Here is a 24,942-nt window from a genome sequence, read left to right on the forward strand (position 1 = left end):
TCGTCGACAATCACCACCTCAACATCACCGAACGTCTGCCCCAACACCGACTGCACCGCAGCCGGCAACCGCTCGGCGTCGTTATAGACGATGACGACGACTGAGATTTCGGTCACAGAAACCATCTCTCCGAAAAGACGACCACTAGGCAAAAGATGAGGGTTTATCCGCGCCAAGACGCCATATCGCCCACAAATCGCAACAGTGTACGACAGGCTGCAGTGCCCCGATGACTGCGGGTGGCCCTCCACGCCTCCGGAGCACCCCGCGGGCCTGGCGGCCCCGCGCGGCCCGCGCCTCACCGGGACCGACACGACGGGCGACGCGGCCGGCCTGAAAGCAGGGCGGCCGCCACCGGAGTACGGGCGCCCTCCCTCAGGCGGGTTCCGAGCCGTTCGTGGTCGGCTTCACGAACCCATGCCCTGGCGGTCGTCTTCCGCCGCGTCCCCGGCCGGCGGGAACGCCACGTCGATGGCTTCCCGGATGACGCGGTAGCAGCTGCAGGCGCTCGACTCCAGGCCGGCACGGCTCAGGATGGTGATGGTGCCGCGGCTGTAGCTGATGCAGCCGTCCTCGGCCAGGGCGCCCGCGACCTCGCTGACCGAGGACCGGCGGACCGCGAGCATCTGGGCGAGGAACTTCTGGGTCAGGTCGAACTGGTCACTGTGCATCCGGTCGGCGGTCATGAGCAGCCAGCGGGCGCACCGTTGTCGGGTGCGGTGGCTGCGGTTGCAGGCCGAGTTGCGCGCCAGCTGGGTGAACATGGACTGGGTGAACCGTTGCAGCAGCTGTTGCAGTTGCCCGTCCAGTACGGCGATCTCATGACGGAACTGGCCGGCGTCCATCCGCAGCCCCTGGCCGGCGACCTGGACCACCGCCCGCTCGGTCGGGCTGCCGACCCCCAGGAACACCGGGAGCCCGACCATCCCCTCGTCGCCGACGGTCGCGACCTCCACGGCGGGCCCGTCCAGCTCGGCGAGGATCGAGCAGACTCCCAGGAGCGGAAACCATACGGCTTCGATCTGCTCCCCCGGCCGGTACAGCACGTCTCCCATGCTCAGCTCGACCGGCTCCAGATGGGCGAGCAGTCGCCGTCGTTCCGCCTCGGGCAGGGCGGCGAGGATGCGGTTTCCGGTGACGTCGTACGCCTTACCGCTCGTACCGCTTGTCATGCTCCGCCTGCCTTTCGTCCCCCCTGGTCAGGGAGTGACCGCCGGTGGGATCACCGCCGCCCAGGGTGGCAGCGACACACGCATCAGGCCTGCGGCACCTGGCACCATCACCAGGCTGACCAGCGCATGAGCCAGCACCGGCAGGGGCAGGACAAAGTCTATGCAGCCGGTGGCCAGCGCAGCGCTCGGCATACCGAAGGCTTCGGAAGTGGTGATGTCCTGGGCGAGCACCCGGCCGCCCGCGCCGCGCACGTGGCGTACGCCCAGAGCCCCGTCGTTCAGGCGCCCCGTCAGTACCGCCGCGAGCACCCGGGGGCCGAACGCGGCCGCGGCGGAGGCGAACATCGGGTCCGCCGCGCGGTGGCCGTCCGCGTCGTGCAGCGACACCGTACCCTCGGGGGTGAAGGCGGCCCAGCGGCCCGCCGGCACGACGTGCACGACCCCTGGAGCCAGCTGGTCCGCTTCCTCCAGCAGCCGCACCGGCAGCGCGGACCGGTAGCGCAGGACTCCCACCAGGCCGTCCTGCTCCCGCACCGGCCGGTGCTGCACCAGCACCACCGCGGCGGGGAAGGTCTCGGGCAGCGCCGCGAGGATCTCGCGGTATGCACTCACGCCGCCGAGCGACGCGGTCATGCAGACCACGTCGAAGGCGGCGGAAGACTTCTGAACGGTACCGAACACAGCACCAGCCTAATGCCCGGAACCGCACACAGTGGCCGGACGGAGACGGAAATCGCGGCGGCGACGGGCGGTCGAGGGCCGGCAGCAGACCGGCACCGGATTCCTCACCTGGGCTTACGCCATCGAAGTGACGGACGGGCGCCATCATGGACCGGCGTCGGGGCGAGGCGTCATTCCTTGCGCCCAGCTCTCGCCTCCGGTCGCCTTTGCGCTGTCTGCCCCCTACGGTCTCGGGGACGAGGGCCGGAGGACGGCGGATGGGTAGGGTGACGTCGCGTGGGTGACAGCACGATGTGGACTCTGGCCATTGCGGCGGTCACGGGCGGTACCGCCGTGCTCGCGAGCTGGGTGGCCGGGCGGGGCAGTACGCGGGCCGCACGGGTCCAGGCGGAGATCGCGGCCCGGGCGCAGCGTACGGAGCGGCTGCGGGAGAGCCGTCGGACCGCGTACCTCGACCTGATCGAGCAGACGCACCACCTCGGGGAGCTGTACTGGGAGATCCTGGCGGTGCTGCGTGGTCGAGCCGGCGCCGGGGACCGTCGGACGGCGGACGTCCTGAAGGAACTGCACGACCGGGAGGTGGCCGAGTACGCGAAGATCCGGCGGTGCGCCCGGGTCGTGGAGCTGGAGGGGCCGCCCGAGGCGGCGGCCGCGGCGCTCGCCTTGCAGCGGACGACGGGCACGTTCTACCGCTGCGTCAAGGGGGCGATGGACGGCGACACCGATGCCCAGGAGGAGTTCGGGAGCGCGTTCTCTCCCTTCTGGCAGGCGTTGGAGGACTTCATCGACGCTGCTCGCGCTGCTCACCAGGAGGGTTGAGCGGAGCGCCGGGCAGGAGCCGGTGACCGTGGAGCGGGCAGTAGGGTCCTCCTTCATGACCGAACCGGATTTCCTGCAGGACACCCGGGCGTCGTACGACGCCATGGCCGACGATTACGTGGCATTTACACACGGAGAACTGGCCGCGAAGCCGATGGAGCGGGCGATGCTCGCCGGTTTCGCCGAGATGGTCCGGGCCGCGGGTGACGGGCCCGTGGTCGACGTGGGGTGCGGCACCGGCCGGGTGACGGAGCACCTGGCCGGCCTGGGCCTGTCCGTATCCGGTATCGACCTCTCGCCGGGCATGCTCGCGGTGGCCCGCCGTCAGCACCCGGAGCTGCGTTTCGACGAGGGGTCCATGCTGGATCTCGACCTGCCCGACAACAGCCTCGGTGGCATCGTGGCCTGGTACTCGACCATTCACGTACCCCTGGAGCTGCTGCCGAAGGCGTTCGCCGAGTTCCACCGGGTCCTGGCGCCCGGCGCACTTCTGCTGACGGCCTTCCAGGTGGGCGACGAGCCGTTGCGCCTGGAGGAGGCGTTCGGCCGGCAGGTCTCGCTCGACTTCCACCGGCGGCAGCCGGACCGGATGGCCGCCCTGCTGGAGGCGGCCGGTCTGCCGGTGTACGCCCGTCTGGTACGCGAGCGTGACGAGGGGAAGTTCGCCGAACGGACGCCGCAGGCCTGCCTCATGGCGCGCAAGCCGGTTGAGCCGGTCGGGCCGGGCGAACCGGTTACGGACGGTCCCGCGTAACGGGCGGGGACCGGAGGGCTGGTCGGGGCCGGCCCCACGGTCGGTCGGCCCCCCGCCGTCCGCTCCTCGGTCATCGCTACGGCCGCCCGGCCGTACGTGCCTCCCAAGGTGTCGTATCGCTCCGCTCCGACGCCTCGACCAGGTTCGCCGTGAAGGGGTGGCCGGGGGCGGTGAGGACGCGGTGGGTGGGGCCCTGTTCGACGATGTCGCCGGCGTCCAGTACCAGGATGTGGTCAGTACCGGCGACCGTGCTCAGGTCGTGGGTGATCCATATCAGTGCCAGGTCCGGCTGTTCGCGCAGCAGGCGGTCGAGGACGGCGAGGATGCCGCGCCGGGTCACCGTGTCCAGGCCCGAGGTGATCTCGTCGCAGATCAGGACGCGGGGGCGGGCGAGCAGGGCGCGGGCGAGTGCCGCGCGCTGGAGTTCGCCTCCGGAGAGCCGGCCGGGGTGGCTGTGCAGGTGCTGTTCGCCGAGCCCGACGTCGGCGAGCAGGGTCCGGGCCGTCTCCGTGGCCTCTGCGGGGGCGGCTCCGCGCAGGCGGACCGCCGTACGGGCCACCTGCGCCAGCAGCGTGCGGTGTTCGTCGAAGGAGGCCTGGGCGTCCTGGAAGACGTACTGCACTGCGGCGAGCTGAGCGGGTGTGCGGTCGCGCAGGCTGCGCGGCAGCGGTTCGCCGTCGAGGAGGACGTCCCCCTCGTACGTACGGTGCAGCCCGGCCAGGCACCGGCCGAGGGTCGTCTTCCCGCTGCCGGAGCGACCGACGACGGCCACGCGTCCACCGGGCCTGAGGCACAGTGACGCGTCCCGGAGCACGACGGCTGCCCGGCGGGAGCCGCTGCCGCGGTGGTGGGCGCTCAGGTCCCGGACCTCCAGGCCGGACCCGGCCACCGCTCCGACCGCCGGACCAGCCGCTCGGCCGGACACCGGGCCAGTCGCCGCACCGGTCACCGGCCCGGGCTTCCGCTCCGGCCTCGCCTCGGGCTCCTCAGCCGCCGGTTCCGCCCACGGCGCGAACAGTTCGCGCGTCCACGGGTGCCGCGGCTCCAGCGCGACCTGTCCGACGGGCCCGGACTCCACCACCCGGCCGTCCTTCAGGACCACGATGTCGTCGGCCAACCCGCGTACGACCTCCAGGTCGTGGCTCAGCAGGAGGACGCCGATGCCCTGCCGGACGAGGGAGACCAGCTCCGCGACGATGCGGCGCTTGGTGAGGGCGTCCTGTCCGGTGGTCGGCTCGTCGGCGACGACGACCCGGGCGCCGAGCAGCAGGGCCTGGGCGAGGACCACCCGTTGCTGCTGGCCGCCGGAGAGCTGGTGCGGGTAGCGGGACAGCAGTTCCGTGCCTTCGGCGAGCTGGGCACTGGCCAGCGCGTCGGCGACGCGTGCTTCGGCGGCCCGGGGCCGTTCGCGGCGCGGAAGGTGGCGGACCTGCGTACGGGCGAGGTCGCGGAGCAGCGCGCCGGCCCGCCGGGCGGGGTTGAGGACCGCTGCCGGGTGCTGCGGTACGTGGCCGACCAGGCCGTCCGGGACGGTGACCGTGCCCGAGACCAGGGCGTCCGGCGGGTACGCGCCGAGCAGTGCCAGGCCGGTCGTGGTCTTGCCGCTGCCGGACGCGCCGACCAGGGCGGTGACCGCGCCCGCGCGGACCCGCAGGCTCACTCCGTCGACGACGGCCCGGCCGCCGACCTCCACCCGCAGGTCCTCGACTTCGGCGACGATGTTCGCTGCCGCGCTCACCGGCGGCCCTCCTTGCTGTCGTGGGAGCCGTGGCCGGGCGCTTTCACGAGCTGCCGCCACCACTGCCGCTGCTGGTCTTCCGGCCGTCGCTCCCGGCTCTGCTCCCGGCCGCTGCCCCGTCCCTCCAGTACCGCGTCGACCGCCAGGTTCCCGCCCATCGACAGCGCCACGATCAGCAGCGCCGGTACGACCACCGCCCAGGGCTGGACGAACAGTCCGGTGCGGTTGCGGTCGACCATGACCGCCCAGTCCGCCGCGTCCGGTTCCACGCCGACGCCGAGGAAGGCGGCGGTGGCGACGAGGTAGAGCACGCCGGTCAGCCGGACGCCCGCGTCGGCGGCGAAGGTGCGCAGTGCGGACCGGCCGACGTAGCCGACGGCCGTGCGCCACCAGGTCTCGCCCTGCATCCGCAGCGCCTCGACGGCGGGGCGGGCGGCCGCTTCCGAGGCGGCGGCGCGGACGATCCTGGCCGCGTCCGGGATGTTGACGAGGGCCACCAGCAGCGCGAGCCCGGCGGCACCCGGCGAGAAGACGGCCGCGACCAGCAGGATCAGCAGCAGTGACGGTACGGCCAGCAGGACGTCCAGCGGGCGCATCAGCAGTTCTTCGAGCCAGGCGCGGTGGGTGAGGGCGGCGGCCAGGCCCAGCGGGACGGCGACCGCGTACGCGAGGAGGGTGGCGGCCAGCGCGACGAGCACCACCGACTGCCCGCCGAGCAGGACCTGCCGCCACACGTCACGGCCGACGAAGTCGGTGCCGAGCCAGTGACCGCCGCCGAGGGTGAAGGACGCGGCGCGCGGGCCGGGTTCGCCCGCCGGCAGCGGCCCGAGGAGCGCCAGCAGGAGCGGCACGCCGGCGATCACCAGCCCGGCCCGCCCCGGCCACCGCGGCGTCGCCGTCTTCGTACGCTTCGGCTTCCGCATCAGGCCGCCACCCCTGCCCGTGGTGCGAGGCGGCGGGCGACCAGGTCCGCGCCGAGGTTGAGGACGACGGCGATGACGCCGAAGACCACGGCCAGGCCCTGGACCACGGGGACGTCGCGTTCGGCGACCGCGTTCATCAGGACGGTGCCGAGGCCGGGGATGACGAACAGCGCCTCGACGACGATCACCCCGCACAGCAGCCAGTCGACGGTACGGGCCAGTTGCTGGGCGGCGGGCGCGAGGGCGTTCGGCAGGGCGTGCGCGTACCGGACGCGCGCGGCGGACAGGCCGTAGCGGGCCGCCTGCCGCGCGTACGGGGCCCGCAGCGCGTCGATCATCCCGGCCCGAACCAGGCGGCTGATCGAGCACACCGGGCGGGAGAGCAGGACGAGGACGGGCAGGACGAGGACGGCCGGCCGGTCGAGCAGGTCGCCGCCGGAACCGACGGCGGTCGGCGGCAGCCAGCCCAGCCGCAGCGCGAACAGCGTCACCAGCAGCACGCCGAGCGCGAACTCCGGCACGGCGTACACCGCCAGGGTCGCGGAGCTGACGAGCCGGTCCGCGAGGGAGCCCTCGCGCCGCGCGGCCAGCACGCCGAGTCCGACCCCGGCCGGAACCAGCAGCACCACGGTGATCGCGGCGAGCAGCAAGGTGGGCCCGAAGCCGTCGGCGAGGTACGCCGCGACGGGCCGGCCGGAGGCCAGCGAGGTCCCGAGGTCGCCGTGCAGCAGGCCGAGCACCCAGTCGGCGAAGCGTTCGGCGGCCGGCCGGTCCAGTCCCATCCCGGTACGGATGGCCGCGATGCGGGCCGGGTCGGGCTGGTCCCCCGCGAGGGCGACGGCGGCGTCCCCGGGCAGTGCCTCGGTGAGGACGAAGACCAGCAGCACGACGGCGGCGGTCTGCGCGACCCCGAGCAGCAGCCGGCGCGCCGCCCAGGAGCGCAGCGCCGCCGGTACGGCGCCCGCCCGCGCCCGGGGCGGCGCGACGAGCGCCGTCACGCCAGCCACACCTTGTCGAAGCGGGCCCAGTCCAGGGTGTTGGCGGGGGCGTCGTGCGCCACGCCGTGCACGCGGCGCGAGGTGCCGACGATCCAGTCCGCGAAGCCCCACACCAGGAAGCCGCCCTCGGTGTACAGACGGCGCTGCATCCGCCCGTAGACCGCCGCCCGCTCCTTCTTGTCCTTGGTGGACTGGGCCTGCTGGTACAGGGCGTCGAAGTCCTTGTGCTGCCACTTGGTGGCGTTGGTCGTCGAGTCGCTCAGCAGCCGTTGCGAGAAGTGCGACTCGATGGGCATGGCGCCGGAGCGGTAGCAGCACAGGGTGCCGGAGTCGAGGATGTCGCTCCAGTAGCTGTCCTTGCTGCCGGACTTCACCCGGACGGTGACGCCCGCCTTGGCGGCCTGGTCGCGGAAGATGCCGGCCGCCTCGGTGAATCCGGCGGCGACGGGCGAGGTGTCCAGGGTGACGCGCAGGTCCTCGGCGCCGGCCTGTTTGAGGAGGTGGCGGGCCCGGTCCAGGTCCTGGTGGCGCTGCGGCAGGTCGGCGGCGTAGTACTCGTACCCCTTGCCGAACAGGTCGTTGCCGATCTCGCCCGCGCCGGAGAGCGCGCCGTCGACCAGTTCCTTGCGGTCGGCGATGAGGAAGAACGCCTCGCGGACCCGCTTGTCGTCGAAGGGGGCGCGGTCGGTCTTCATGGCGAAGGACTGCATGGCGCTGTTGCGCAGCCGCACGATCTCGATCTGGCCCTTGCCCTCGTGGGCACGCGCGGTGGTGGGGTTGAGTTCGTGCGCGTACTCGACCTGGCCGCCGAGCAGGGCGTTGATACGCGCGGACTCCTCGTTGGCGACGACGAACTCCAGCTCGTCCAGGTGCGGCGCGCCGTCCCAGTAAGCGTCGTTGCGCTTGACGACGCAGGAGCGGCCCGGCGTGAAGGAGACGAAGCGGAACGGCCCGGAGCCGACCGGCTGGGCGAGGTCTGCCGTGGTCGTGCCCTTGGGGACGATGTACGCGCCGAACGCGGCCAGCACGTTGGGGAATTCGGCGGTGGGGCGCTTGAGCCGGAACTCGACGGTGTCCGGGGAGACGGCGCGGCTGGCGGCCAGGTCGATGGGTTCCAGGGACGCCTTGGCGCGGTACGCCTTCTTGGGGTCGGCTATGCGGCGGTAGCTGTAGAGGACGTCCTCGGCGGTGACCGGCTTGCCGTTGTGGAAGGACGCCTTGCGCAGGGTGATCCGCCAGCGGTCGAGGGTGTCGTTGGGCTCCCACTTGGCGGCCAGACGGGGGCGGGCGGCCATGTCGGTGCCGCAGTCGGCCAGCTTGTCGTAGAGGGCCTTGGCGCGGGCGGCGTCGGCGAAGAGGTTGCCCAGGTGCGGGTCGAGGGTCTCGGACGCGCCGCCCCCGGCGAAGGCGGCGCGCAGCCGGCCGCCGCGCCGGGGCGTGCCGCCGCCGGTGCCCGACGAGCCGGATCCGGTCCCGCAGCCGGCCAGGACCAGGCCCGCGGCGGCCGTGGCGCCCGCGGTCGCGGCCAGGACGGCGCGCCGCCGCGGGCCGGGCGGAGCGGTGGTTTCACGCTCGGTGGGAGGGAGTTCGGTCATGGTGGGTCTCGCCTCGTGTGAGTGGGTGAGCAGGCTCGGGTGAACGGGTGGGCAGGCTCGGGTGAGCGGGTGGGCAGGCTCGGGTGAGCCGGGGAGCGGAGCGGCAGGGCAGGAAGCGGACGGGGCGGTCAGCCGTCGCCCCGTCGGGCCACGAGGTGCAGCCGGTCCCCGTCGGCAGAGCCGCCAGGGGACGGGGCCGGCCCGGGCCGCCAGGGCGGTTCCGTACGAGGCCCCGGCCCGTCGTGCAGTTCCAGCACCGTGAAGCCGTGCGCGGCGAGCGCGTACCGCAGTTCCTGGGGGAAGAGCAGCCGCCAGGCGGAGTGCTGTTCGACCGGCGGTGTGCCGTCCTCCGTGGTCCACACCCGGCGGCGGCGCAGCAGCTGGGCCGCCCGGTCCACGGTGAGCGTGGTGACGGACCGGTACACGGTGCCCTCCCACGCGAAACCGCGGATGGCCGGCGCGTCCAGCAGTTCCGTACGGCCGAGGAAGAACGCGCCGTTGCGCATCTCGGCGACCAGCAGCCCGCCGGGCGCCAGAGCGCCGCGGCAGGAGTCCAGGAAGCCGTCGAGTTCGTCGTTGGTGTGGCAGTACAGCAGCGCGCTGTCCAGGCAGACCACGGCGTCGAAGGGCCGCTCGCCGAGGTCCGTGAGGGGGAACCGCCGCAGGTCGGCCCGTACGTACCGGGGCCCAGGGTGGTGGCCGCGGGCGTACGCCAGCATCGCGTCCGACACGTCGGCGCCGACGACCGTACGGCCCGCGGCGTGCAGGTGGGCGGCGTCCCGTCCGGTGCCGCAGCCGATGTCGAGGACGCGTGGCCCGGCGCCGTGCGTGCGCAGCACGTCTTCGGTCCAGCGGGCGGCGAGCCGCTCGGGGTCGGGGAACCGCGCCTCGTACAGCGCGGGGTTGTCGGTCAGCAGGTTGCGCGCTGTGCCGTTCCCGCTCACGCCGCCACCGCCACGGCGCGTACGGGCAGGGCCCGCAGCCGGTGCAGCCAGCCGACGCCGGCTGCCGACAGGAGGCCGAAGGCGAGGCAGCAGGCCCAGGGCAGCCACGCGGCGCCGCCGTGCGCGCCCGCGTCCATGGCCCAGCCGACGACGGTGTTGCCGACGGCGGCGGCGATGCCGGAGACGACGTAGAAGATCCCGAAGTAGGTACCGGTCAGTTCGGCGCGGCCGAACTCCGGTATCAGCTCCATGACGAACGGCTGGGCGATCATGACGCCGACGTACAGCAGCAGCGCCCCCACGAGCACCGGTACGAGGGCGAGCGCGGCCCGCCCCGCGCCGCCGCCCGGCCCGGACATCCCGGCGACCGCCATGGGCGGCACGAAGGCCGCGCCCATCAGCGCCAGCCCGACGGCGACCCAGCGGGCCCGGGTGCCGCGCTCCTTGAGGGAGCGGGTGATGCGCATCTGGAGGGTGAGGTTGGCCAGTGTGCCGGCCAGGAAGACGACGCCGGCCGCGCCGTCCCAGCCGGTGGCCCTGCGGGCGCCGTCCGGGAGCAGCAGGTAGAGCTGGTTCTCCATGGTGAACATGCCGACCATGGCGAGGGAGAAGGCCAGGAAGGCCCGGTTGGCGAGCACTTCGCGCCAGTCGCCGAGCACGCTGCCCTGGGAGGCGGGTACCTCACGGGCGGGCAGGACGACGGCCTGGGCGGCGGTGAGCAGGGCGAAGATCGCGGCGGCGGTGAGGGCGGAGGCGCGGAAGTCGACGAGCAGCAGGGCGCTGCCGATCAGCGGTCCGACCAGGGCGCCGGTCGTCGCGAAGATGTTGAACAGGGCGAAGGCCTCGGCCTTGCGGTCGCCGGCCTCCGCTGCCAGGTAGGCGCGCACGGCCGGGTTGAACAGGGCCCCGGCGAACCCGCTGAGTATGGAGGCGGCCAGCAGGACGGGCAGCCCGTCGCCCAGCGCGAACAGGGCGAAGCCGACGGTGCGCAGCGCGCAGCCCGCGATGATCACGCCGCGCGCGCCGAGCCGGTCGGCGGCCGAGCCGCCGAGGATGAACAGGCCCTGCTGACTGAGGTTGCGTACGCCCAGCACGATGCCGACCACGGCCGCCGACATGCCCAGGTCCTCGCCGAGGTGGGTGGCGAGGTACGGGATGAGCAGGTAGAAGCCGATGTTCACGCCGAGCTGGTTGACCAGCAGGAGCCGGATGGCGAGCGGGAAGGCCCGCATCTCACTCCACGTCTTCACGGTGGTGCCTTTCCTTCTGTACGACGGGCAGTGCGGCGGGCTGTGCGTCCTTGGGGGCGGCGGGCTGTACGCCGGGCTGCGCCACGGATGAGGGGAAACGGTCCGTCCCGCGCGGCGGTACCGGCCGTACGCCCAGCCCGGCGCCCGTTCCGGCCCGTACGGTCCCGTCGGTGCCGCCGATGCCGGTCCAGGGGTCGTGCGCGAGCAGCAGGTGCCCGTCGAGGTCGACCCAGCGGGCGCGGTCGGCGAGGTGGACGGCGGGGGCGATGCCGAGGGTGCCGGCGGTGAGGCAGCCGAGCATGAGCCGGGTGCCGCTGCCCGCGATCAGCTCCTCGATGCGCAGTGCCGCGTGCACACCGCCGCACTTGGCGAGCTTGACGTTGACGCCCTGCACCCGTCCGGCGAGCCGCTGGACGTCGACGAGCGACACGGCGTCCTCGTCGGCGATGACGGGCAGCGGGGAGCGCTCGGCGAGCCGGGCGAGCGCTTCGGGGTCGCCGGGGGCGGTGGGCTGTTCGACGGCCTCGACGCCGAGTTCGGCAAAGCGCGGCAGCAGCTGCCGGGCCTGGTCCGGTGACCAGGCTCCGTTGGGGTCGAGCAGCAGTGCGGCGGCGGGGGCGGCGCCCCGTACGGCCCGTACGCGGGCGAGGTCGTCCTCGGGGTCCGCCGTACCGGCCTTGACCTTGAGGACGCCGAAGCCGCTGTCGGCCAGGCAGCGGGCCTGGGTACGGGCCCGCTCGGCGGACACGATGCCGATGGTGCGGGCGGTGGCGGCGGCCGGCCGGTCCACGGTGCCGAGCAGCTGGTGGACCGGTTGCCCGGCCCGCTTGCCCACCAGGTCGAGCAGCGCCGACTCGACGGCGGCGGTGACGGCGGGCGGGGTGCCGGGCGCGGGCAGTTCGCCGTCCCGCACGGCGGCGAGGGCGCTCTCCGGGTCGGCGAAGCGGCCGAGTCCGTCGCCCGCGCCGGCCAGCAGCCGGCGCAGGGTGTCGGTGTCGAGGCCGTAGTACACGCTGGTCACGGCCTCGCCGTGGCCACGCAGTCCGTGGTGTTCCACGGTGATCCAGACGGCGTTGCGCTCGGTCATCACCGACCGGGAGATCCGCAACGGCTCGGCGAGCCGGAGACGTACGACGCGCAGCGTGACGTTCATACGGCGCCCTCCGGTGCGTCCGCGGTGCCCTCGGTCCCACCCGGCGCGACCGCCGTGGCCGTGGCCGTGGCCTTCGGGTCGACGACGGTGGTGCAGCGTGCCCAGCCGGTCGCCTCGGCCGCCGTGGGGTGCGGGATTTCCACCGGGCGGGTGGCGACGGGGTGCCCGTCCAGGCCGTGGGCGGCGGCGAAGTCCTCGTCGTAGACGGTGCCGAGGTAGCGGTGCAGGCCGTCGGGGAAGACGGTGGCGACGACGGCGCCGGGGTGCACGCGGGCCGCCCAGGCGGCGACCAGGGCGACGGCGCCGGTGCTCCAGCCGCCGCTGACGAAGCTGCCGCGGGCCAGCCGGCGGCAGGTGTCGGCGGCTTCGGCGGGCCCCACCCAGTGCACCTCGTCGAAGGCCTCGTAGGCGACGTTGCGCGGGTGGATGCTGCTGCCGAGGCCGCGCATCAGGCGGGGGCGGGCGGGCTGGCCGAAGATGGTGGAGCCGGTGGCGTCCACGCCGACCAGGCGCAGCGCGGGCCAGTGGCGGCGCAGCGGGCCGATGATCCCGGCGCTGTGGCCGCCGGTGCCGACGCTGCACACCAGGACGTCGAGGTGGTCCAGGTCGGCGGCGATCTCGGCGGCGAGGGAGGCGTAACCGGCGGCGTTGTCGGGGTTGTTGTACTGGTCGGGCCAGTAGGCGTGCGGGAGCAGGGCGCGCAGTTCACGCAGCCGGGCGAGGCGGGCGGCCTGCCAGCCGCCTTCCGGGGCGGGCCGGTCGACGATCTCCAGCCGGGCGCCGTACGCCCGCAGCAACTGGCGCATGGAGGGCTCCAGTTCGCTGTCGCAGACCAGGATCACGTCGTGGCCGAGCGCCTGCCCGGCGAAGGCCAGTCCGACGCCGAGGGTGCCGGAGGTGGACTCCACGACCGGCGCGCCGGGCCGCAGTGCGCCCCGCTCGCGGGCGCCGAGCAGCATGGACACGGCGGCGCGTGCCTTCATGCCGCCCGCGCCGAGCCCTTCCAGCTTGGCCCAGAAGCCCGGGTGCGGGCAGGGCAGGTCGCCGGTGATCCGGGCCAGTGGCGTCCGTCCCACGAGGGCGAGGAGTTCCCGGTTGGCGGTGGGTGCGCCCAGGACGGCGGCGGTCATCGGAGGCCTCCTTGGGCCGAGAGGGCGTAACCGTCGTCGCCGGTGTAGCGGTGCACGACGCCGGGTCCGCCGTCGAGCCAGAAGAACGGGTACGGCTCGGCGCACACGGCGCTCACTCCGGCGCCCAGCAGGCGCGGGAGTACGGCGCTGCCGGTCTGCGCGAACATCACCAGCGGCTTGGCGTGCGCCGCGCAGTGGGCGCGCAGCGGCTCGAAGGTGCCGTTGCCCAGCGTCATGCCGGACGCCAGTACCGCGTCGCAGCCGTCCAGTTCGGCGAGCGCGTCGGTGCGGATCGGCTCGCCCCACTCCGTACGGCCGCCCTTGAGGTCGCACGGTACGCAGGCCAGGCCACGGGCGCGCAGCGCCTCCAGCAGTGAGTTGACGACGCCGACGACCAGGACGGTACGGCCGGGCGCGACGGGCAGCAGCCCGGCGACGCCCCGGGCGCGGGCCCGGGACTTGGCGAGCGAGTCGCCGGCGGGCAGCTCCCACGGCTGCGCGCCGTTCGCGGGGGTGTGCGGCAGGGCGTGCATCAGGTACGCGTCCAGGGCGGCGATCCGTACCGGCGCCAGCGGGTGGTCGAGCAGCGTCGCGATGTCGGCGCCCACGCAGTCGTCGATCGCGGCGGCGGGCAGCGCGCCGGGTTCCACGGCGCAGGAGCCCACCGCGCTGCCGAGGCGCAGGCTGAGCACTTCGTTGCGGTAGCCGCCGCTGCGCCCTTTGTGGCGTACGGCCTGGCTGGTGGTGAAGGCCACCGCGATCTTCTGTGTACGGGGGTCGGGCCCCAGTTCACCGGCGCGTACCCGGCGTACGAGGTCCGGCAGACCGGCCGCCGCGGGCCGAACGGCGCGGTCCGCTGCCACCCCCTGTCCCAGCAGGCTCATCGTTCGTCCACCACCCGCGGACACAGACCGCCCAGCAGCTCCTCCACGCGGGCCCGCGCGCCCGTGCCTTCGCCGTCTCCGGCCATCACATGTCCCAGGTATCCGTTGTTGCTGCCGGTGTCCTTGACGGTCTTGCCGGGCGCTGCCAGCTGCACCTCCAGCACGCCGGGCCGGGTGTCCAGCCCGTCGGCGCCGGTGATCTCCGCCAGTACTCCGGTGCGTTCGGGCACGAGGAAGCCGATGGCGGCGCTGCGCAGTCCGGTCTCGCGTGGCGTGAGGTCGGGTTCGCGGCCGAGCGCCACCTCGACGAAGGCGGCGGCCAGGTCGATGCCGGTGACGTGGCGGACCAGTTCGGTGATGCGGTTGCCGGCGGGCCGCGGGTTGACCTCGACGACGCGCGGCCCGTCCGCGGTGAGCTTGATCTCGGTGTGCGCGACGACCTGGTCGAGCCCGAGGGCCTTGAGCGCGGCGCACGCGGTGTCCGTCGCGGCCGCGGCGTCGGCGGCGCTCAGCGCGGCGGGGAACATGTGGCCCGTCTCGACGAACGCCGGGGCGCCGCCCACGCTCTTGTCGGTCACGCCGACCACGTGCACCGTGCCGCCGTACGACACGGTCTCGACGCTGACCTCCGGGCCGTCGAGCAGCTCTTCGAGCAGCACCAGCGGGGCCCGTAGCTGCCCTCGCGCGTTGACCGGGAACCCGGCGAGGGCGCGGTGCGCGCGGGCCAGCTCCGCCTCGTCGTCCACCCGCCGCACGTACATCCCGGCGCACAGGTCCACCGGCTTGAGCACGAGCGGGAAGCCGATCTCCCGTGCCGCCTCGGCGGTCCGCGCCCAGTCGGCGCAGACGGCGAAGCGGGGGCCCGGCACTCCGGCCGCCTCCAGGGCGTGCCGGGTGGCGTCCTTGCGGCAGGCGGCCTCCACGGCCTCCGGCGCGGGTCCGGGCAGGCCGAGGTGCGCGGCGATGCGCGCCACGGTGGGCAGGTAGTAGTCGCACGAGCTGAGGACGCCGTCGAAGCCGGTCGCCGTGTGCAGGCGTTCGGCGTACGGCAGCAGGGCGTCGGTGTCGTTGGTGTCGGCGGTGATCACGTTGCGGGCCGCCAGCAGCGGGTGGGCGGTGCCCTCGGGGGCGGCTCGCAGGTAGTGGTGCAGGTCGCGGGTGAGGAAGGTGAAGTCGTGTCCGGCCTCGCGGAGGGCCCGGGGCAGCAGCCTGCCCATCGACCCGACCCAGCTCTCGACCATCAGCAGATGCGCCACAACTCTCCTTCTGCGCAGGCGGTTTCGCTTCCGGGCACGCCGCGGGGAGGCCCCCGGTGCCGCGGTGCGGTGTTGACCGAACGCGATGCTAACCGTAATGATTTTCATTGTCACCTCGTCGGCCGGTCCGTTCCGCGCCCCCGACACCCGCCCGCGCCCGCCGCCCTCCCAGAACTGCGAGCCCCATGCCTCCCGCCCTGCGGCGCACCGCCCTGCTCTGCGCGCTCCTGACCAGCACCGTCCCGCTCACCACCGCCACGGCCGCGGAACCCCGTGCCACCGCCGCCCCGCCCCTGCGCTTCGGCGCCTGCCCGGCCTCGGTCCCCGCGCCGCCCGCACCGGACCGTGTCGAGTGCGGCACGGTGCGCGTGCCGCTGGACCACACCCGCCCGGACGGTGCGCAGATACCGATAGCCGTCTCCCGCGTGCGGGCCTCGGGCACGCCCGCCGAACGGCGCGGCGTGCTGCTGGTCAACCCCGGCGGCCCGGGCGGCTCCGGCCTCCCGTACGCCGTCACCAAGCGCGCCAAACTTCCGGAAGCCGTACGCCGCGCCTACGACGTCATCGGCTTCGACCCACGCGGCACCGGACACAGCGCGCCCGCCGGCTGCGGGCCGATGGGCGGGCTCTTCGACGCCCCGGGAACAGGCTCAGCGCCGCTCGATCCCGTACCGCGTGACCGCCCCGGCGAGCGCGCCTACCTCGACTCCCAGCGCCGGCTCGCCGCCGACTGCGCAGCGGGCACGGGCGCCGCCCTCCCCCACCTGTCCACCGGCGAGACCGCCCGCGACATGGACGCCCTACGCGCCGCGCTCGGCGAGCCGCGCCTCAGCTACCTCGGCGTCTCGTACGGCACGTACCTGGGCGCCGCGTACGCCGCGCAGTTCCCGCACCGTGCGGACAAGCTGGTGCTGGACAGCGTGGTCGGCACCGAGGACTGGCACACCTTCGACGTACGCCAGGCCCAGGCCCTGCTGCGCCAGCGGGACGTGCTCTTCGACTGGCTGGCGCGGCACGCCTCCCGCTTCGGGCTGGGCAGCACCGCGCGCGAGGTCCGGTCCGCCTACCAGCGCACGCGGGACGGCCTGGCCGCGCGCCCCGTGGCCGGTTTCGGCGCGGCGGCCTTCGACCGCGCCGTCTACCGCGCCCTCGGGCGCACCGAACGCTGGACCGCCCTGGGCGACGGGCTGCGCGCATACCTGGACTCGGGGGTGGTCGAACGGCTCCGCCCCGCCGAGCCGTTCGACGGCCCCGCGTCACGTACGTACGAGGCCGCCAACCGCGTCGTGAAGTGCGCCGACGGGCCGGGGCCCACGCCGGGCCGGGTCCTCGCCGACATCCGCCGGTTGCGGCGCGCGGATCCGCAGCCCGTACTGACCGGGCTGGAGGCGGCGGCCTGCGCGTACTGGCACACCCGCCCGGCGCCGCGCACCGCGCTCGGCAGCCCCGAGGCGCCCCCGGCGCTGCTGGTGGCCTCCGCGCACGATCCCGTGACGCCGGCCGCCGGTGCCCGGGCGCTGGCCCGTACCCTCCCGGGCTCCCGGCTGGTCACCCTGCACCACGATTATTCGCACGGCGTCTTCGCCAGCCGCGGCAACCAGTGCGTCGACGCCACCGTGACCGCGTACCTCGTCGGCGGCACCGTCCCGGCCGGGAACGTGCACTGCGAGGGCCCGGGCCTGCCCGAGCCGTCACCGCGGCCGTGACCGCGAACGCCCTTCAGCCCACCACCGTGACCTCGGGCGGAAGCGCCTCCAGGAAGTCCTGACCACCCGTCAGGTATTGCTCGAAGAACCCGCCCGCGCACGCCCGCGTGATCTCGACGCCACGGCCGCCGGGCAGTGAGCCGAGCGCGAAGTCGTAGTCCTCCGCGTCGGTGAACGCCCGGTAGCCGAGGGGCCCGGCCAGGGCGTCCAGGTCGGTGGCCGACCCGTGGCCGCCGCCGGACACCAGCAGCTGGTGCCGCGGCCCGCGCAGCACGCTCCAGAGCTGTTCGCGGGCCTGCGTCTCCTCCGGGAACCCGGGGTCGTCCGGGGTGTACCGGCACAGCAGGAACGGGCGCTCCAGTCCGGTGCGGAGGACGTCGCCGTACGGGGTGCCGTCGAGGTTCGCCCCGGCCGTGAAGCCCGGGTCGAGCCGCATGGCCTCGGCCGCCGCCGCGCCGCCCAGCGAGTGGCCCGCCACGCCGGACCGCGACGGGTCGAGCAGGGCGTGCCACCAGAACCCGGGCCCGCTCAGCCGGGCGCGGGCGAAGCTCAGGTCGGCGGCCCGTACGGCCAGGTAGCGGCCGGAAAGATCGCCGGTATCGCCGTCCGCGAGCCCGTCCGGTTCCCGGTACGGCACGATCCGGCCGTCCGGGAACTCCACACCGGCCGCATCCGAGGGGTGGTCCAGGGAAGCCACCAGAAAGCCGCGGCTCGCCAGGTCCTCCCCGAGCGCGGTCAGCTCCGCGCGGTACCGGGCGTGGCCGGGCGAGAGCAGGACCAGCGGGCAGCCGCGCGCGTCCGGAGCGGGCGGCGCGTCCGCGGCGCCGTGCACGAGGACTTCGGCCGCGGTGCCGTGCGGAAGTCCGGAAGCCCCGGGCTCCTCCTCCCACCCGTCCACCACCAGCGGGGACAACGCGTCGGAGACGTACCGGCCCGGCACCTGCCCGGCACCCGCCCGTGCCGGGTACCACAGCTGCGCCATCAACTCCCGGGCCCGGCCGGGCCGGAACGGGTCCTCCCGGCCGTCGTCGACGAGATGGGCGGTGCGCACCCCTACCGCGTGGCGGCCGGTGGGCCGGGGCAGCTCCAGGCGCGGTACGGTGCGCCGCGCCGCCGCCGGTCCGTCGGTGCCCCGGGTGATGTCATGAGTCCCCGCCATGCTCCTGCCGTCCTCTCCTCGACTGCACCGGCGGCTCATCCGAACACGGCCGGCAGCCGTGCCGCACCGGATTTTCCCGGCGCGCCGGCCCCGCCGCGCCCCGTGGCAGTGGATTTTCCGGGAGGGCCGGAATGCGCGGCGATCCTTCTTCGGCAGGCGGGCGAGGGCGCCCACCATGGGGGGCGACGCGGGCGGCAGCCCGCCCGGCCGCGCAGGCGCGGCCGGTCCGTACCAGCGCAGGAGCCAGCATGATCTTCATCGTCGTCAAGTTCACCGTCCGGCCCGAGTACCAGGACTCGTGGCTGTCGCTGGTGGACGACTTCACGCAGGCCACCCGGCAGGAGCCCGGCAACCTGTTCTTCGACTGGTCGGTCAGCGTCGACAACCCGCGCGAGTTCGTCCTGGTCGAGGGCTTCGCCGACCGCAAGGCCGGGGACGAGCACGTGAACTCCGCGCACTTCAAGGCGGGCCTGGAGGCGATGGCCGGCGCCATCGCCACCACCCCGCAGATCATCAGCGACGAGATCGCCGCCGAGGGCTGGTCCCCCATGGGCGAGCTCTCGCCGCGCGAGGCCTGACCGGATCTCCCCGCGACCACCGCCCCCAGGCCGCGGGGACGGTGGTTGCGGCGGCGTACGGCCACCTGGCGCGTACCGGCGATCGGATCAGAACGGCGTGGCCGGCAGGTACTTCCCGTCCAGGGTGATCACCGCGCGGGAGCCGCCCTCGGGATCGTCGACCTTCTGTATGTCCAGCCGGAAGTTGACGGCGCTGATGATCCCGTCGCCGAACTTCTCGTGGATCAGGGCCTTGAGCGTGGTGCCGTAGACCTGGAGCATCTCGTGGAAGCGGTAGAGCGTCGAGTCGGTGGGGATGCCGTCCGGGATGCTGCCGCGCAGCGGGATCGTCCGCAGCAGCCGTTCCGCCGCCTCGTCCAGGTCCAGGCGCTCGGCCACGGCCCGGGCGGCGTCGGCGGGCAGGGCGTGCTGACCGAGGAGGGCGGCGGTGACGAACGCGACGGACAGGCCGGTGGCGTCGGCCAGTTCCTGCCAGGTGAGGTCCTTGCGGATCTTGGCTTCGACGACGGCGAGGGCGAGGTCCTGGCGGGCCTGCGGGTCGAGCTGGGCGTGCGGCATGCGGGGTCCTTCCGGGAGCGCGGCGGGGCCCTGGACGGGTCGCGCCGGTGGGACGGGGCTCAGGAGAGCGGGCTGAACGTTCCGCTGCGCGGGTCGAGGACGTCGACGGCTCCGGTGCGGATGTCGTGGGTCCAGCCGTGCAGCGTCACCGTGTCCTGCGCGAGGGCGCGGGCCACGGACGGGTGGGTGGCGAGGTGGGCGAGCTGGACGGTGACGTTGTCATGGACGAGGGCCGTGACGGCGGCCTCGGTCCCGCCGCCCACAGGGGTACGGGGACCGGCGGGCCCGGCCGTGTGCAGCCAGCCGTCGAGGGCGGGCAGCCCGGTCAGGTCCTCGCCGGTGGCCAGGGCCGTCATCGCGCCGCACCCGGAGTGGCCGCACACGATCGCGTCGCGGACGCCGAGTACGGCGAGCGCGTACTCGATGCTGGACGACACCGCGTCGGGTTCCGGCCCGTACACCGGGACGAGGTTGCCGGCCGTACGGATCACGAACAGCTCGCCGGGCTCGGACTGGGTGAGCAGTTCCGGCACGACCCGGGCGTCGGAGCAGCCGATGAACAGCGCGCCGGGCCGGTGGCTGGTGGCCAGCCGCTCGAAAAGGTCCGCCCGGGAGGGGTGGACATCGCGCCGGAAGCGCCGGACGCCGTCGGTGAGGTGGGGGTGCACAGCCGCTCCTTGCTGAGGGACACCGGCCGTGAAGCCGATGTCTCCACCATGCGTGACCTCCAGCTATAGCGTCCAAGACGGACAGCTCATGGCAGCCATCGACGCTGCCTATAACCGCTTACAGTGGCCGGTATGGCCCTGGAACTGCGCCACCTCCGCTATCTGCTCGCGGTGGCCGAACACGCCAGTTTCACCCGTGCGGCCGAAGCCCTGCACGTCTCGCAGCCCACCCTCTCCCAGCAGGTCAGACAGCTGGAGCGGACCCTGAAGGTGCAGCTGCTGGACCGTACGGGCCGGACCGTACGGCTGACCGACGCCGGCGAGGCGTACGCGCACTACGCCCGCGGCGCGCTCCGCGACCTGGAGGCGGCCGAGCGCGCCGTACTGGACGTACGGGACCTCTCGCGCGGGACGCTGCGCCTGGCCACGACGCCGACCTTCACCGCGTACCTCGTCGGCCCGCTGGCCGGGGCGTTCCACACCCGGCACCCCGGCATCTCACTGACCCTGCGCGAGATGCCGCAGGAGCTGATGGAGTCGGCACTGCTGGCGGACGAGCTGGACCTCGGCATCGCCTTCAGCGGCCCGCACCTGCCCGGCATCACCGGCACCGAACTGTTCACCGAGACCCTCAGCCTGGTCGTCGGCCCCGCCCACCCGTACGCCGGCCGGACGGCACCGCTGCCGATCCGCTCGCTGCGCGACAGCCGCCTGGCGCTGCTCAGCGCGGACTTCGCCACCCGGCTGCACATCGACACACACTTCGGCGCGCACGGGGTCCGGCCGCACATCGCGGTCGAGGCCAACTCCCTCACCACCCTCACCGAGCTGATCCGGTGCACGCCGCTGGCCACCGTGCTGCCCGACGCCATCACCCGTGGCCGGCCCGACCTCCGCCCCGTCGCCCTCTCCCCCGGCCTGCCCGCCCGTACGGTGACCCTCCTGCGGCGCGAGGCGGCCTACCGCAGCGCCGCGTCGGGCGCCTTCGCGCGGCTGGCCCGGGAGTGGGGGCGGGAGCAGGACCGCCCGCCGTGTCCGAGGGCCTCGCAGGCGGGGCCCTCGGACACGGTCCCGCCGTGACGGGAGGTCAGCCGGCCCAGCGGGTCCGGGAGGCGGCGGCACAGAAGCCGGGGCCGAAGCCGAGCATCATGCCGCGGGCGCCGGGGGCCGGCGGGTCGTCGTGCAGGCGGTCGATGATGCGCAGGACGGTCGGGCCGCCGGTGTTGCCGCCGTTGGCCAGCACCTCGTGCGAGTGGCGGGCCGCCGCGCGGGAGACGCCGCCTTCCTGCTCGACGAGTTCCAGGATCTTCCGGGAGCCGGGGTGCAGTACGGCGAACTCGGCCTCCTCACCGGGCCACGGCAGGTGGGGCAGGACGGCGGAGACCGCGTCGAGGGCTTCCTTGGTGCTGTCGAAGTGCAGACCGTCGGGCTCGTGCCGGGTCGCGTAGGCGGTCAGCGAGCCGGGCACCAGGTGCTGCCAGGTCTCCTCGATGACCATGCCCGGTGCGGCGAGCCGGTCGTGGCTGACGACGGCGGCCGCCCCGGCGTCGCCGAAGAGCAGCTTGTAGGCCGTGTGCTCGATGCTGCTGTTGTCGCTGCGCTGGTACGAGGTGCTGAGCTTCTCCGCGCCGACGACGAGGAACCGGTCGCCCGGCCGGATGAAGTGGGCGGCGAGTCCCAGGGCGTGGGCCCCGCCGGCGCAGGCGAGCTGGGTCATCGGGATGCGGACGATGTTCGGGTCGAGCCCCAGGGCGGAGATGACCGCGGCGTCCGGTCCGGGGGTGCGGTCACCGGTGGCGTTGAACGTGATGATGCCGGTGACCTCGGAGGGGGCGATGCCCGCGGCCCGGAGGGCACGGCGGGCGGCGGTGACGGCGAGGTCCCTGACGGCCGCCACGGCGATGTCGTTGCGCTGCCGCATCGAGAGGGGGCGGGCGACGTCGGCCAGCGGCTCGGTGAAGCGCCGGTACGTGACGCCGGTACGGTCGGCGATGCGTGCGGCCGTCGCCTTGGCCGTCCGGTACTTCTTCTCCCGGGCCTGCGGGCCGTCGGACTCGTCCCACTTGGCCCAGGTGGCGATGTCCTCCACGATCGGTTCGTTGCGGATGACGTGGGGGGCCTCGGCTATGCCGGGTCGGTTGACGTACGCCACTGGGTGTCTCCTGGAAAAACGCGTAGGGGGTGGCACCGGTCCGCGCAGCAGCGCGGACCGGACGCATGATCATCAGTTGACGGCGGCACCGTGCCGGGTCCGCGGCGTATAAGGCGCTCAGCATGGAAAGACCCGCCTCGGGACGTCGTGTCCGTCGAGACGGTGTTCCGGCACGTGCGGCCGCTCCGCCACGCCGGCTGCGGCATTCGGCTCGGAGAAGGCGTTGCGGATGGTCATGCGCCCATTCTCCCGGCATCTCCCGGGTTTTGCCGCGTGTGCAGCGCCACAGTCGGATCCGGGTAGAAATTGATGGTCATCTCCCGGAAGAGCGGCGAGCCTTCGGGACGGGCGGAAAGCATCACGGCCCAGCCGAAACCGCGCGTACCGTGGTTCATCGGGCGCCGGTCACCATCCGGGTGGATGTACGCGTTGTCGCCCTGGTGGTAGATGGCGGCGAGCTGTTCGTCCTGCATCAGCCGGTCGCGGAGCCGCAGCAGATGCTGGTCCTTCGGGGAGGCCGAGACCGACGCACGGAACTGCGGCACGAGTTTGGGCGCCCAGAATTCGAAATATCCGGCGAGGACTTCGCGGGCTTCCGCGCTGAAGAGGAACCATTCGGCCATGTTCGCCGGGACCTGGCCCGAGGGCAGCATCTGCCGGAACGCCTCGTTGTAGTACCGAAGATTCCACCGGTGGTCGTTCAGGTAGGAGATGGCCCGCTGCCCCTCGACCTTTATCTTGTAGTCCACCGGTACGTCGAGACCGGCCTCGGGGTCCAGCGGCGCGGGCGTCGTTCCGTACAGGTCCATATGGGCCTGGCGGTATTCGCTCTCCTTGAACCGCAGCGCCACGGCCAGTTCGAGAAGGTACGCCGGGGAGGGTATCCGCCGGCCCTGCTCGTAACGGGCGTACGTGTTGAAGCCGCGGTTCATCAGGGTGTCCACCTCCGGCTGGGTCAGGCCGGGTACGGTGGGCCCGCGTTGTGCGGCGCGCTTCGGAAGGCCGACGTCCTCGGGTTTCAGGACGCTCCGCTTGGCGCGGCAGAGCAGCCTGAACGCCTCCAGTTGCGCCTTGGTGGGCCGGTAGGTGGAGAGCATGTGCGGTCAAGTCTTCCTGTGGAGCGGCACGCGACCGGTCGGAAACTCCCAGCCAAACGTGGCCCTTGATTACTCAACGACCGGATCTCAGGATGAGAGACGGGCAGGAAACAGGCCGTCCGGTCTGTACGCGGAAGGAGGACCTCGTGGAGTCGGCACACCGCGGCGCCAGGCACACGCGGGGACCGGCTGCCGCGGATCATCCGTCCTCGGGGCGGCCCACGGCAGGTGATCCCGCTCGGGACGGGGCCCGCCGCGGCCGATCAGCGTACTGGCCCACGACGGCACCGCCGCGCTGCCGCGGCCGGGTCCGGCGGGCGCGGACCCCGCGGTGACCGGTCCCGCTCACGAGAAAGTACGGCACGACGGAACGCGGCGACGGCTTCAGCGCCACCGGGCATTCAGGGGGACGGCATGGAGAATTCAGCGACAAAACACGGCAAAAACAGCCTCTGCCGGAGGCTGACATGACCGTCGTACCGCCAGTCGCCACCAAGATCCTTTTTGGTGGCTCATCGGCGTTTCCGGCCCGGCAAGTGCCGCGCAAGTCGCCTCGACTCGGCCAAGTTCCCGCGCGCCGCATCGCGATTCCCGCCTTCCTTTTCCAGGCGTCCGCCGACGGCTCTGAACGCCGTTCCGGGCGCGTGTACCGACATCTTCCGGGGGCGGCCGAGTTCTCTTGCGCCCCTGGTCCCGGCGAGCGCGGCGATCCGCCGTACGCCGGCCCTGGCGGCCGCGGCAGCCACCCCCTGCCGTACGGAGTCCGGACGCGGGCCGTCGTGAGCAGCATGCGCTGACATACCCGGCTCGGCACAGAACACCAGGCTGCTCCTTCAACGGAGCCTGAGAAGCAGAAGGCACAGATGCAGGAACGCGCATTGAAGACGCGAGCGCGGTTGTTGACGACCGCCAGCGAGGTTTTCAACGAACGGGGTTACAACCGGGCTTCCGTCACCGAGATCGCAGCACGCGCGAATTCCACACCCGGCGCGTTGTACCACCATTTCTCCTCGAAAGCGGGGCTGGCCGAGGGCATTCTCGCGGTCGACCTGACCGAGGGCGTCGAGCACGACCCTGAGGTGCCCGCGCTGCAGGAGTGGATCGATCTGGGACTGCTGCTCACGCAGCGCGTGCAGGCGGACCCGCAGGTGAAGGCGGCGCTCCAGCTCGCCGCGCTGGACCGGCCCACGAGGACCTGGGCGTCGCCGTGGGAGCTGTGGAGGACCACGGTGTCCTGTCCGCTCATCCGCGCCGAGCAGGGCGGCGAGCTGCTGCCCGGGGTGGAACTGTCGGCGGTCGTCTCCCTGTTCATGACGAACTGGGTCGGCGGCGAGAGCCTCACGTCGGCCGACGAGCACGCCGTGAAGTCGCTGATGAACAACTTCTTCACCTACACCCTGCCGGGCGTGGCGACGCCGGCCGTCCTGGCGCGGCTGGACTACTCCCCCGAGCGCGGCCTGCTCCTCCGCGAGCGGATCGGCCTCGACGACGCGTCACGGGACACGGTGCTGCTCTCCGCTTGAAGGCCCGTACTCACGGCCCGTACGCCCGTATACGAAGAAGGCCCTGCCGGAAGCGCCGGCAGGGCCTTGATGCGTTCCCGGGCGCCGGGTCGGCACTGCACCCGACGCCCGGGAACGCAAAAAAGCTCCGGTCCCTGAACCACAAGGTTCAGGGACCGGAGCTGAAAAATTGTTCGGCGGCGTCCTACTCTCCCACAGAGTCCC

24 protein-coding genes are annotated in these 24,942 nt (G+C 73.4%); 6 read left to right on the plus strand and 18 right to left on the minus strand.

The window, feature by feature from the left end:
* From AB0L45_RS38820 to AB0L45_RS38830, 3 genes are all read right to left on the minus strand, one after another.
* The coding region (locus AB0L45_RS38820) for a glycosyltransferase (protein ID WP_365848536.1) at window positions 1-125 on the minus strand (125 nt) is incomplete at its 3' end.
* 282 nt (window positions 126-407) lie between these two features.
* Window positions 408-1,172, minus strand: a complete 765-nt coding sequence (locus tag AB0L45_RS38825) for a Crp/Fnr family transcriptional regulator (RefSeq protein ID WP_365848513.1) — start codon at window positions 1,170-1,172, stop codon at window positions 408-410.
* A 27-nt stretch (window positions 1,173-1,199) separates the two neighbouring features.
* The gene (locus AB0L45_RS38830; RefSeq protein WP_365848514.1) at window positions 1,200-1,853 is read right to left on the minus strand and encodes a chemotaxis protein CheB; all 654 of its coding nucleotides are present in this window, start codon (window positions 1,851-1,853) and stop codon (window positions 1,200-1,202) included.
* Window positions 1,854-2,129: 276 nt separating this feature from the next.
* Between AB0L45_RS38830 and AB0L45_RS38835 the strand changes: the two genes are divergently transcribed.
* Complete coding sequence (locus AB0L45_RS38835) at window positions 2,130-2,672, plus strand: hypothetical protein (protein ID WP_365848515.1); 543 nt, start codon at window positions 2,130-2,132, stop codon at window positions 2,670-2,672.
* 55 nt (window positions 2,673-2,727) lie between these two features.
* Entirely contained in the window at window positions 2,728-3,426 is a 699-nt protein-coding gene (locus AB0L45_RS38840; RefSeq protein ID WP_365848516.1) for a class I SAM-dependent methyltransferase, read from the plus strand.
* A gap of 76 nt (window positions 3,427-3,502) precedes the next feature.
* Here AB0L45_RS38840 and AB0L45_RS38845 read toward each other — a convergent pair whose 3' ends face one another.
* The 10 genes from AB0L45_RS38845 to AB0L45_RS38890 all read right to left on the minus strand — a co-directional run bounded on the left by AB0L45_RS38845 (window position 3,503) and on the right by AB0L45_RS38890 (window position 15,297).
* Entirely contained in the window at window positions 3,503-5,164 is a 1,662-nt protein-coding gene (locus tag AB0L45_RS38845) for an ATP-binding cassette domain-containing protein (RefSeq protein WP_365848517.1), read from the minus strand.
* Window positions 5,161-6,087 (minus strand): ABC transporter permease subunit, encoded by a 927-nt coding sequence (locus AB0L45_RS38850; RefSeq protein ID WP_365848518.1) that lies wholly within the window; start codon window positions 6,085-6,087, stop codon window positions 5,161-5,163. Before AB0L45_RS38850 ends, AB0L45_RS38845 begins: the two co-directional genes overlap by 4 nt.
* Window positions 6,087-7,085 carry an ABC transporter permease gene (locus AB0L45_RS38855; RefSeq protein ID WP_365848519.1) on the minus strand — a complete coding sequence of 333 codons (999 nt, stop codon included), beginning with the start codon at window positions 7,083-7,085 and terminating at the stop codon, window positions 6,087-6,089. Before AB0L45_RS38855 ends, AB0L45_RS38850 begins: the two co-directional genes overlap by 1 nt.
* Window positions 7,082-8,680: an ABC transporter substrate-binding protein gene (locus tag AB0L45_RS38860; protein ID WP_365848520.1), complete on the minus strand. Its 1,599-nt coding sequence runs from the start codon at window positions 8,678-8,680 to the stop codon at window positions 7,082-7,084. Before AB0L45_RS38860 ends, AB0L45_RS38855 begins: the two co-directional genes overlap by 4 nt.
* Before the next feature lie 128 nt (window positions 8,681-8,808).
* Window positions 8,809-9,624, minus strand: a complete 816-nt coding sequence (locus AB0L45_RS38865; protein ID WP_365848521.1) for a class I SAM-dependent methyltransferase — start codon at window positions 9,622-9,624, stop codon at window positions 8,809-8,811.
* Window positions 9,621-10,874 (minus strand): MFS transporter, encoded by a 1,254-nt coding sequence (locus tag AB0L45_RS38870; RefSeq protein ID WP_365848522.1) that lies wholly within the window; start codon window positions 10,872-10,874, stop codon window positions 9,621-9,623. Before AB0L45_RS38870 ends, AB0L45_RS38865 begins: the two co-directional genes overlap by 4 nt.
* Window positions 10,858-12,027, minus strand: coding sequence for a dipeptide epimerase (locus AB0L45_RS38875; protein ID WP_365848523.1), 1,170 nt, complete (start codon window positions 12,025-12,027; stop codon window positions 10,858-10,860). The genes AB0L45_RS38870 and AB0L45_RS38875 overlap by 17 nt, the downstream gene beginning before the upstream one ends.
* A complete protein-coding gene (locus tag AB0L45_RS38880; protein ID WP_365848524.1) occupies window positions 12,024-13,157 on the minus strand; it encodes a pyridoxal-phosphate dependent enzyme in 1,134 nt (377 codons plus the stop codon). Before AB0L45_RS38880 ends, AB0L45_RS38875 begins: the two co-directional genes overlap by 4 nt.
* The gene (locus tag AB0L45_RS38885) at window positions 13,154-14,041 is read right to left on the minus strand and encodes a DUF364 domain-containing protein (RefSeq protein ID WP_365848525.1); all 888 of its coding nucleotides are present in this window, start codon (window positions 14,039-14,041) and stop codon (window positions 13,154-13,156) included. Before AB0L45_RS38885 ends, AB0L45_RS38880 begins: the two co-directional genes overlap by 4 nt.
* Window positions 14,038-15,297 (minus strand): ATP-grasp domain-containing protein, encoded by a 1,260-nt coding sequence (locus tag AB0L45_RS38890; protein WP_365848526.1) that lies wholly within the window; start codon window positions 15,295-15,297, stop codon window positions 14,038-14,040. The genes AB0L45_RS38885 and AB0L45_RS38890 overlap by 4 nt, the downstream gene beginning before the upstream one ends.
* Before the next feature lie 185 nt (window positions 15,298-15,482).
* Between AB0L45_RS38890 and AB0L45_RS38895 the strand changes: the two genes are divergently transcribed.
* On the plus strand, window positions 15,483-17,003 hold the full coding sequence (locus tag AB0L45_RS38895; RefSeq protein WP_365848527.1) for an alpha/beta hydrolase: 1,521 nt from the start codon (window positions 15,483-15,485) through the stop codon (window positions 17,001-17,003).
* Between the two features lie 13 nt (window positions 17,004-17,016).
* Here the strand turns inward: AB0L45_RS38895 and AB0L45_RS38900 are convergent, their stop codons facing one another.
* Window positions 17,017-18,162, minus strand: coding sequence for a hypothetical protein (locus AB0L45_RS38900; RefSeq protein ID WP_365848528.1), 1,146 nt, complete (start codon window positions 18,160-18,162; stop codon window positions 17,017-17,019).
* Window positions 18,163-18,410: 248 nt separating this feature from the next.
* On the opposite strand from AB0L45_RS38900, the gene AB0L45_RS38905 reads away from it, so the two are divergent.
* Window positions 18,411-18,740 (plus strand): putative quinol monooxygenase, encoded by a 330-nt coding sequence (locus tag AB0L45_RS38905; protein ID WP_365848529.1) that lies wholly within the window; start codon window positions 18,411-18,413, stop codon window positions 18,738-18,740.
* Window positions 18,741-18,827: 87 nt separating this feature from the next.
* On the opposite strand, the gene cynS is transcribed toward AB0L45_RS38905, so the two are convergent.
* A complete protein-coding gene (gene cynS, locus AB0L45_RS38910) occupies window positions 18,828-19,298 on the minus strand; it encodes a cyanase (RefSeq protein ID WP_365848530.1) in 471 nt (156 codons plus the stop codon).
* A gap of 59 nt (window positions 19,299-19,357) precedes the next feature.
* Window positions 19,358-19,966, minus strand: coding sequence for a carbonic anhydrase (locus AB0L45_RS38915; RefSeq protein WP_365848531.1), 609 nt, complete (start codon window positions 19,964-19,966; stop codon window positions 19,358-19,360).
* A gap of 132 nt (window positions 19,967-20,098) precedes the next feature.
* Between AB0L45_RS38915 and cynR the strand changes: the two genes are divergently transcribed.
* Window positions 20,099-21,046: a transcriptional regulator CynR gene (gene cynR, locus AB0L45_RS38920; RefSeq protein ID WP_365848532.1), complete on the plus strand. Its 948-nt coding sequence runs from the start codon at window positions 20,099-20,101 to the stop codon at window positions 21,044-21,046.
* Window positions 21,047-21,053: 7 nt separating this feature from the next.
* Here cynR and AB0L45_RS38925 read toward each other — a convergent pair whose 3' ends face one another.
* Both AB0L45_RS38925 and AB0L45_RS38930 read right to left on the minus strand, forming a co-directional pair.
* On the minus strand, window positions 21,054-22,118 hold the full coding sequence (locus AB0L45_RS38925) for a PhlD (RefSeq protein ID WP_365848533.1): 1,065 nt from the start codon (window positions 22,116-22,118) through the stop codon (window positions 21,054-21,056).
* Between the two features lie 233 nt (window positions 22,119-22,351).
* Entirely contained in the window at window positions 22,352-23,215 is an 864-nt protein-coding gene (locus AB0L45_RS38930; RefSeq protein ID WP_365848534.1) for a helix-turn-helix domain-containing protein, read from the minus strand.
* An 878-nt stretch (window positions 23,216-24,093) separates the two neighbouring features.
* Here AB0L45_RS38930 and AB0L45_RS38935 point away from each other — a divergent pair.
* A complete protein-coding gene (locus AB0L45_RS38935; RefSeq protein ID WP_365848535.1) occupies window positions 24,094-24,738 on the plus strand; it encodes a helix-turn-helix domain-containing protein in 645 nt (214 codons plus the stop codon).
* The last annotated feature ends 204 nt before the right edge of the window (window positions 24,739-24,942 follow it).

This window comes from Streptomyces sp. NPDC052496 (assembly GCF_040679095.1).
Taxonomy (GTDB): Bacteria; Actinomycetota; Actinomycetes; order Streptomycetales; family Streptomycetaceae; genus Streptomyces.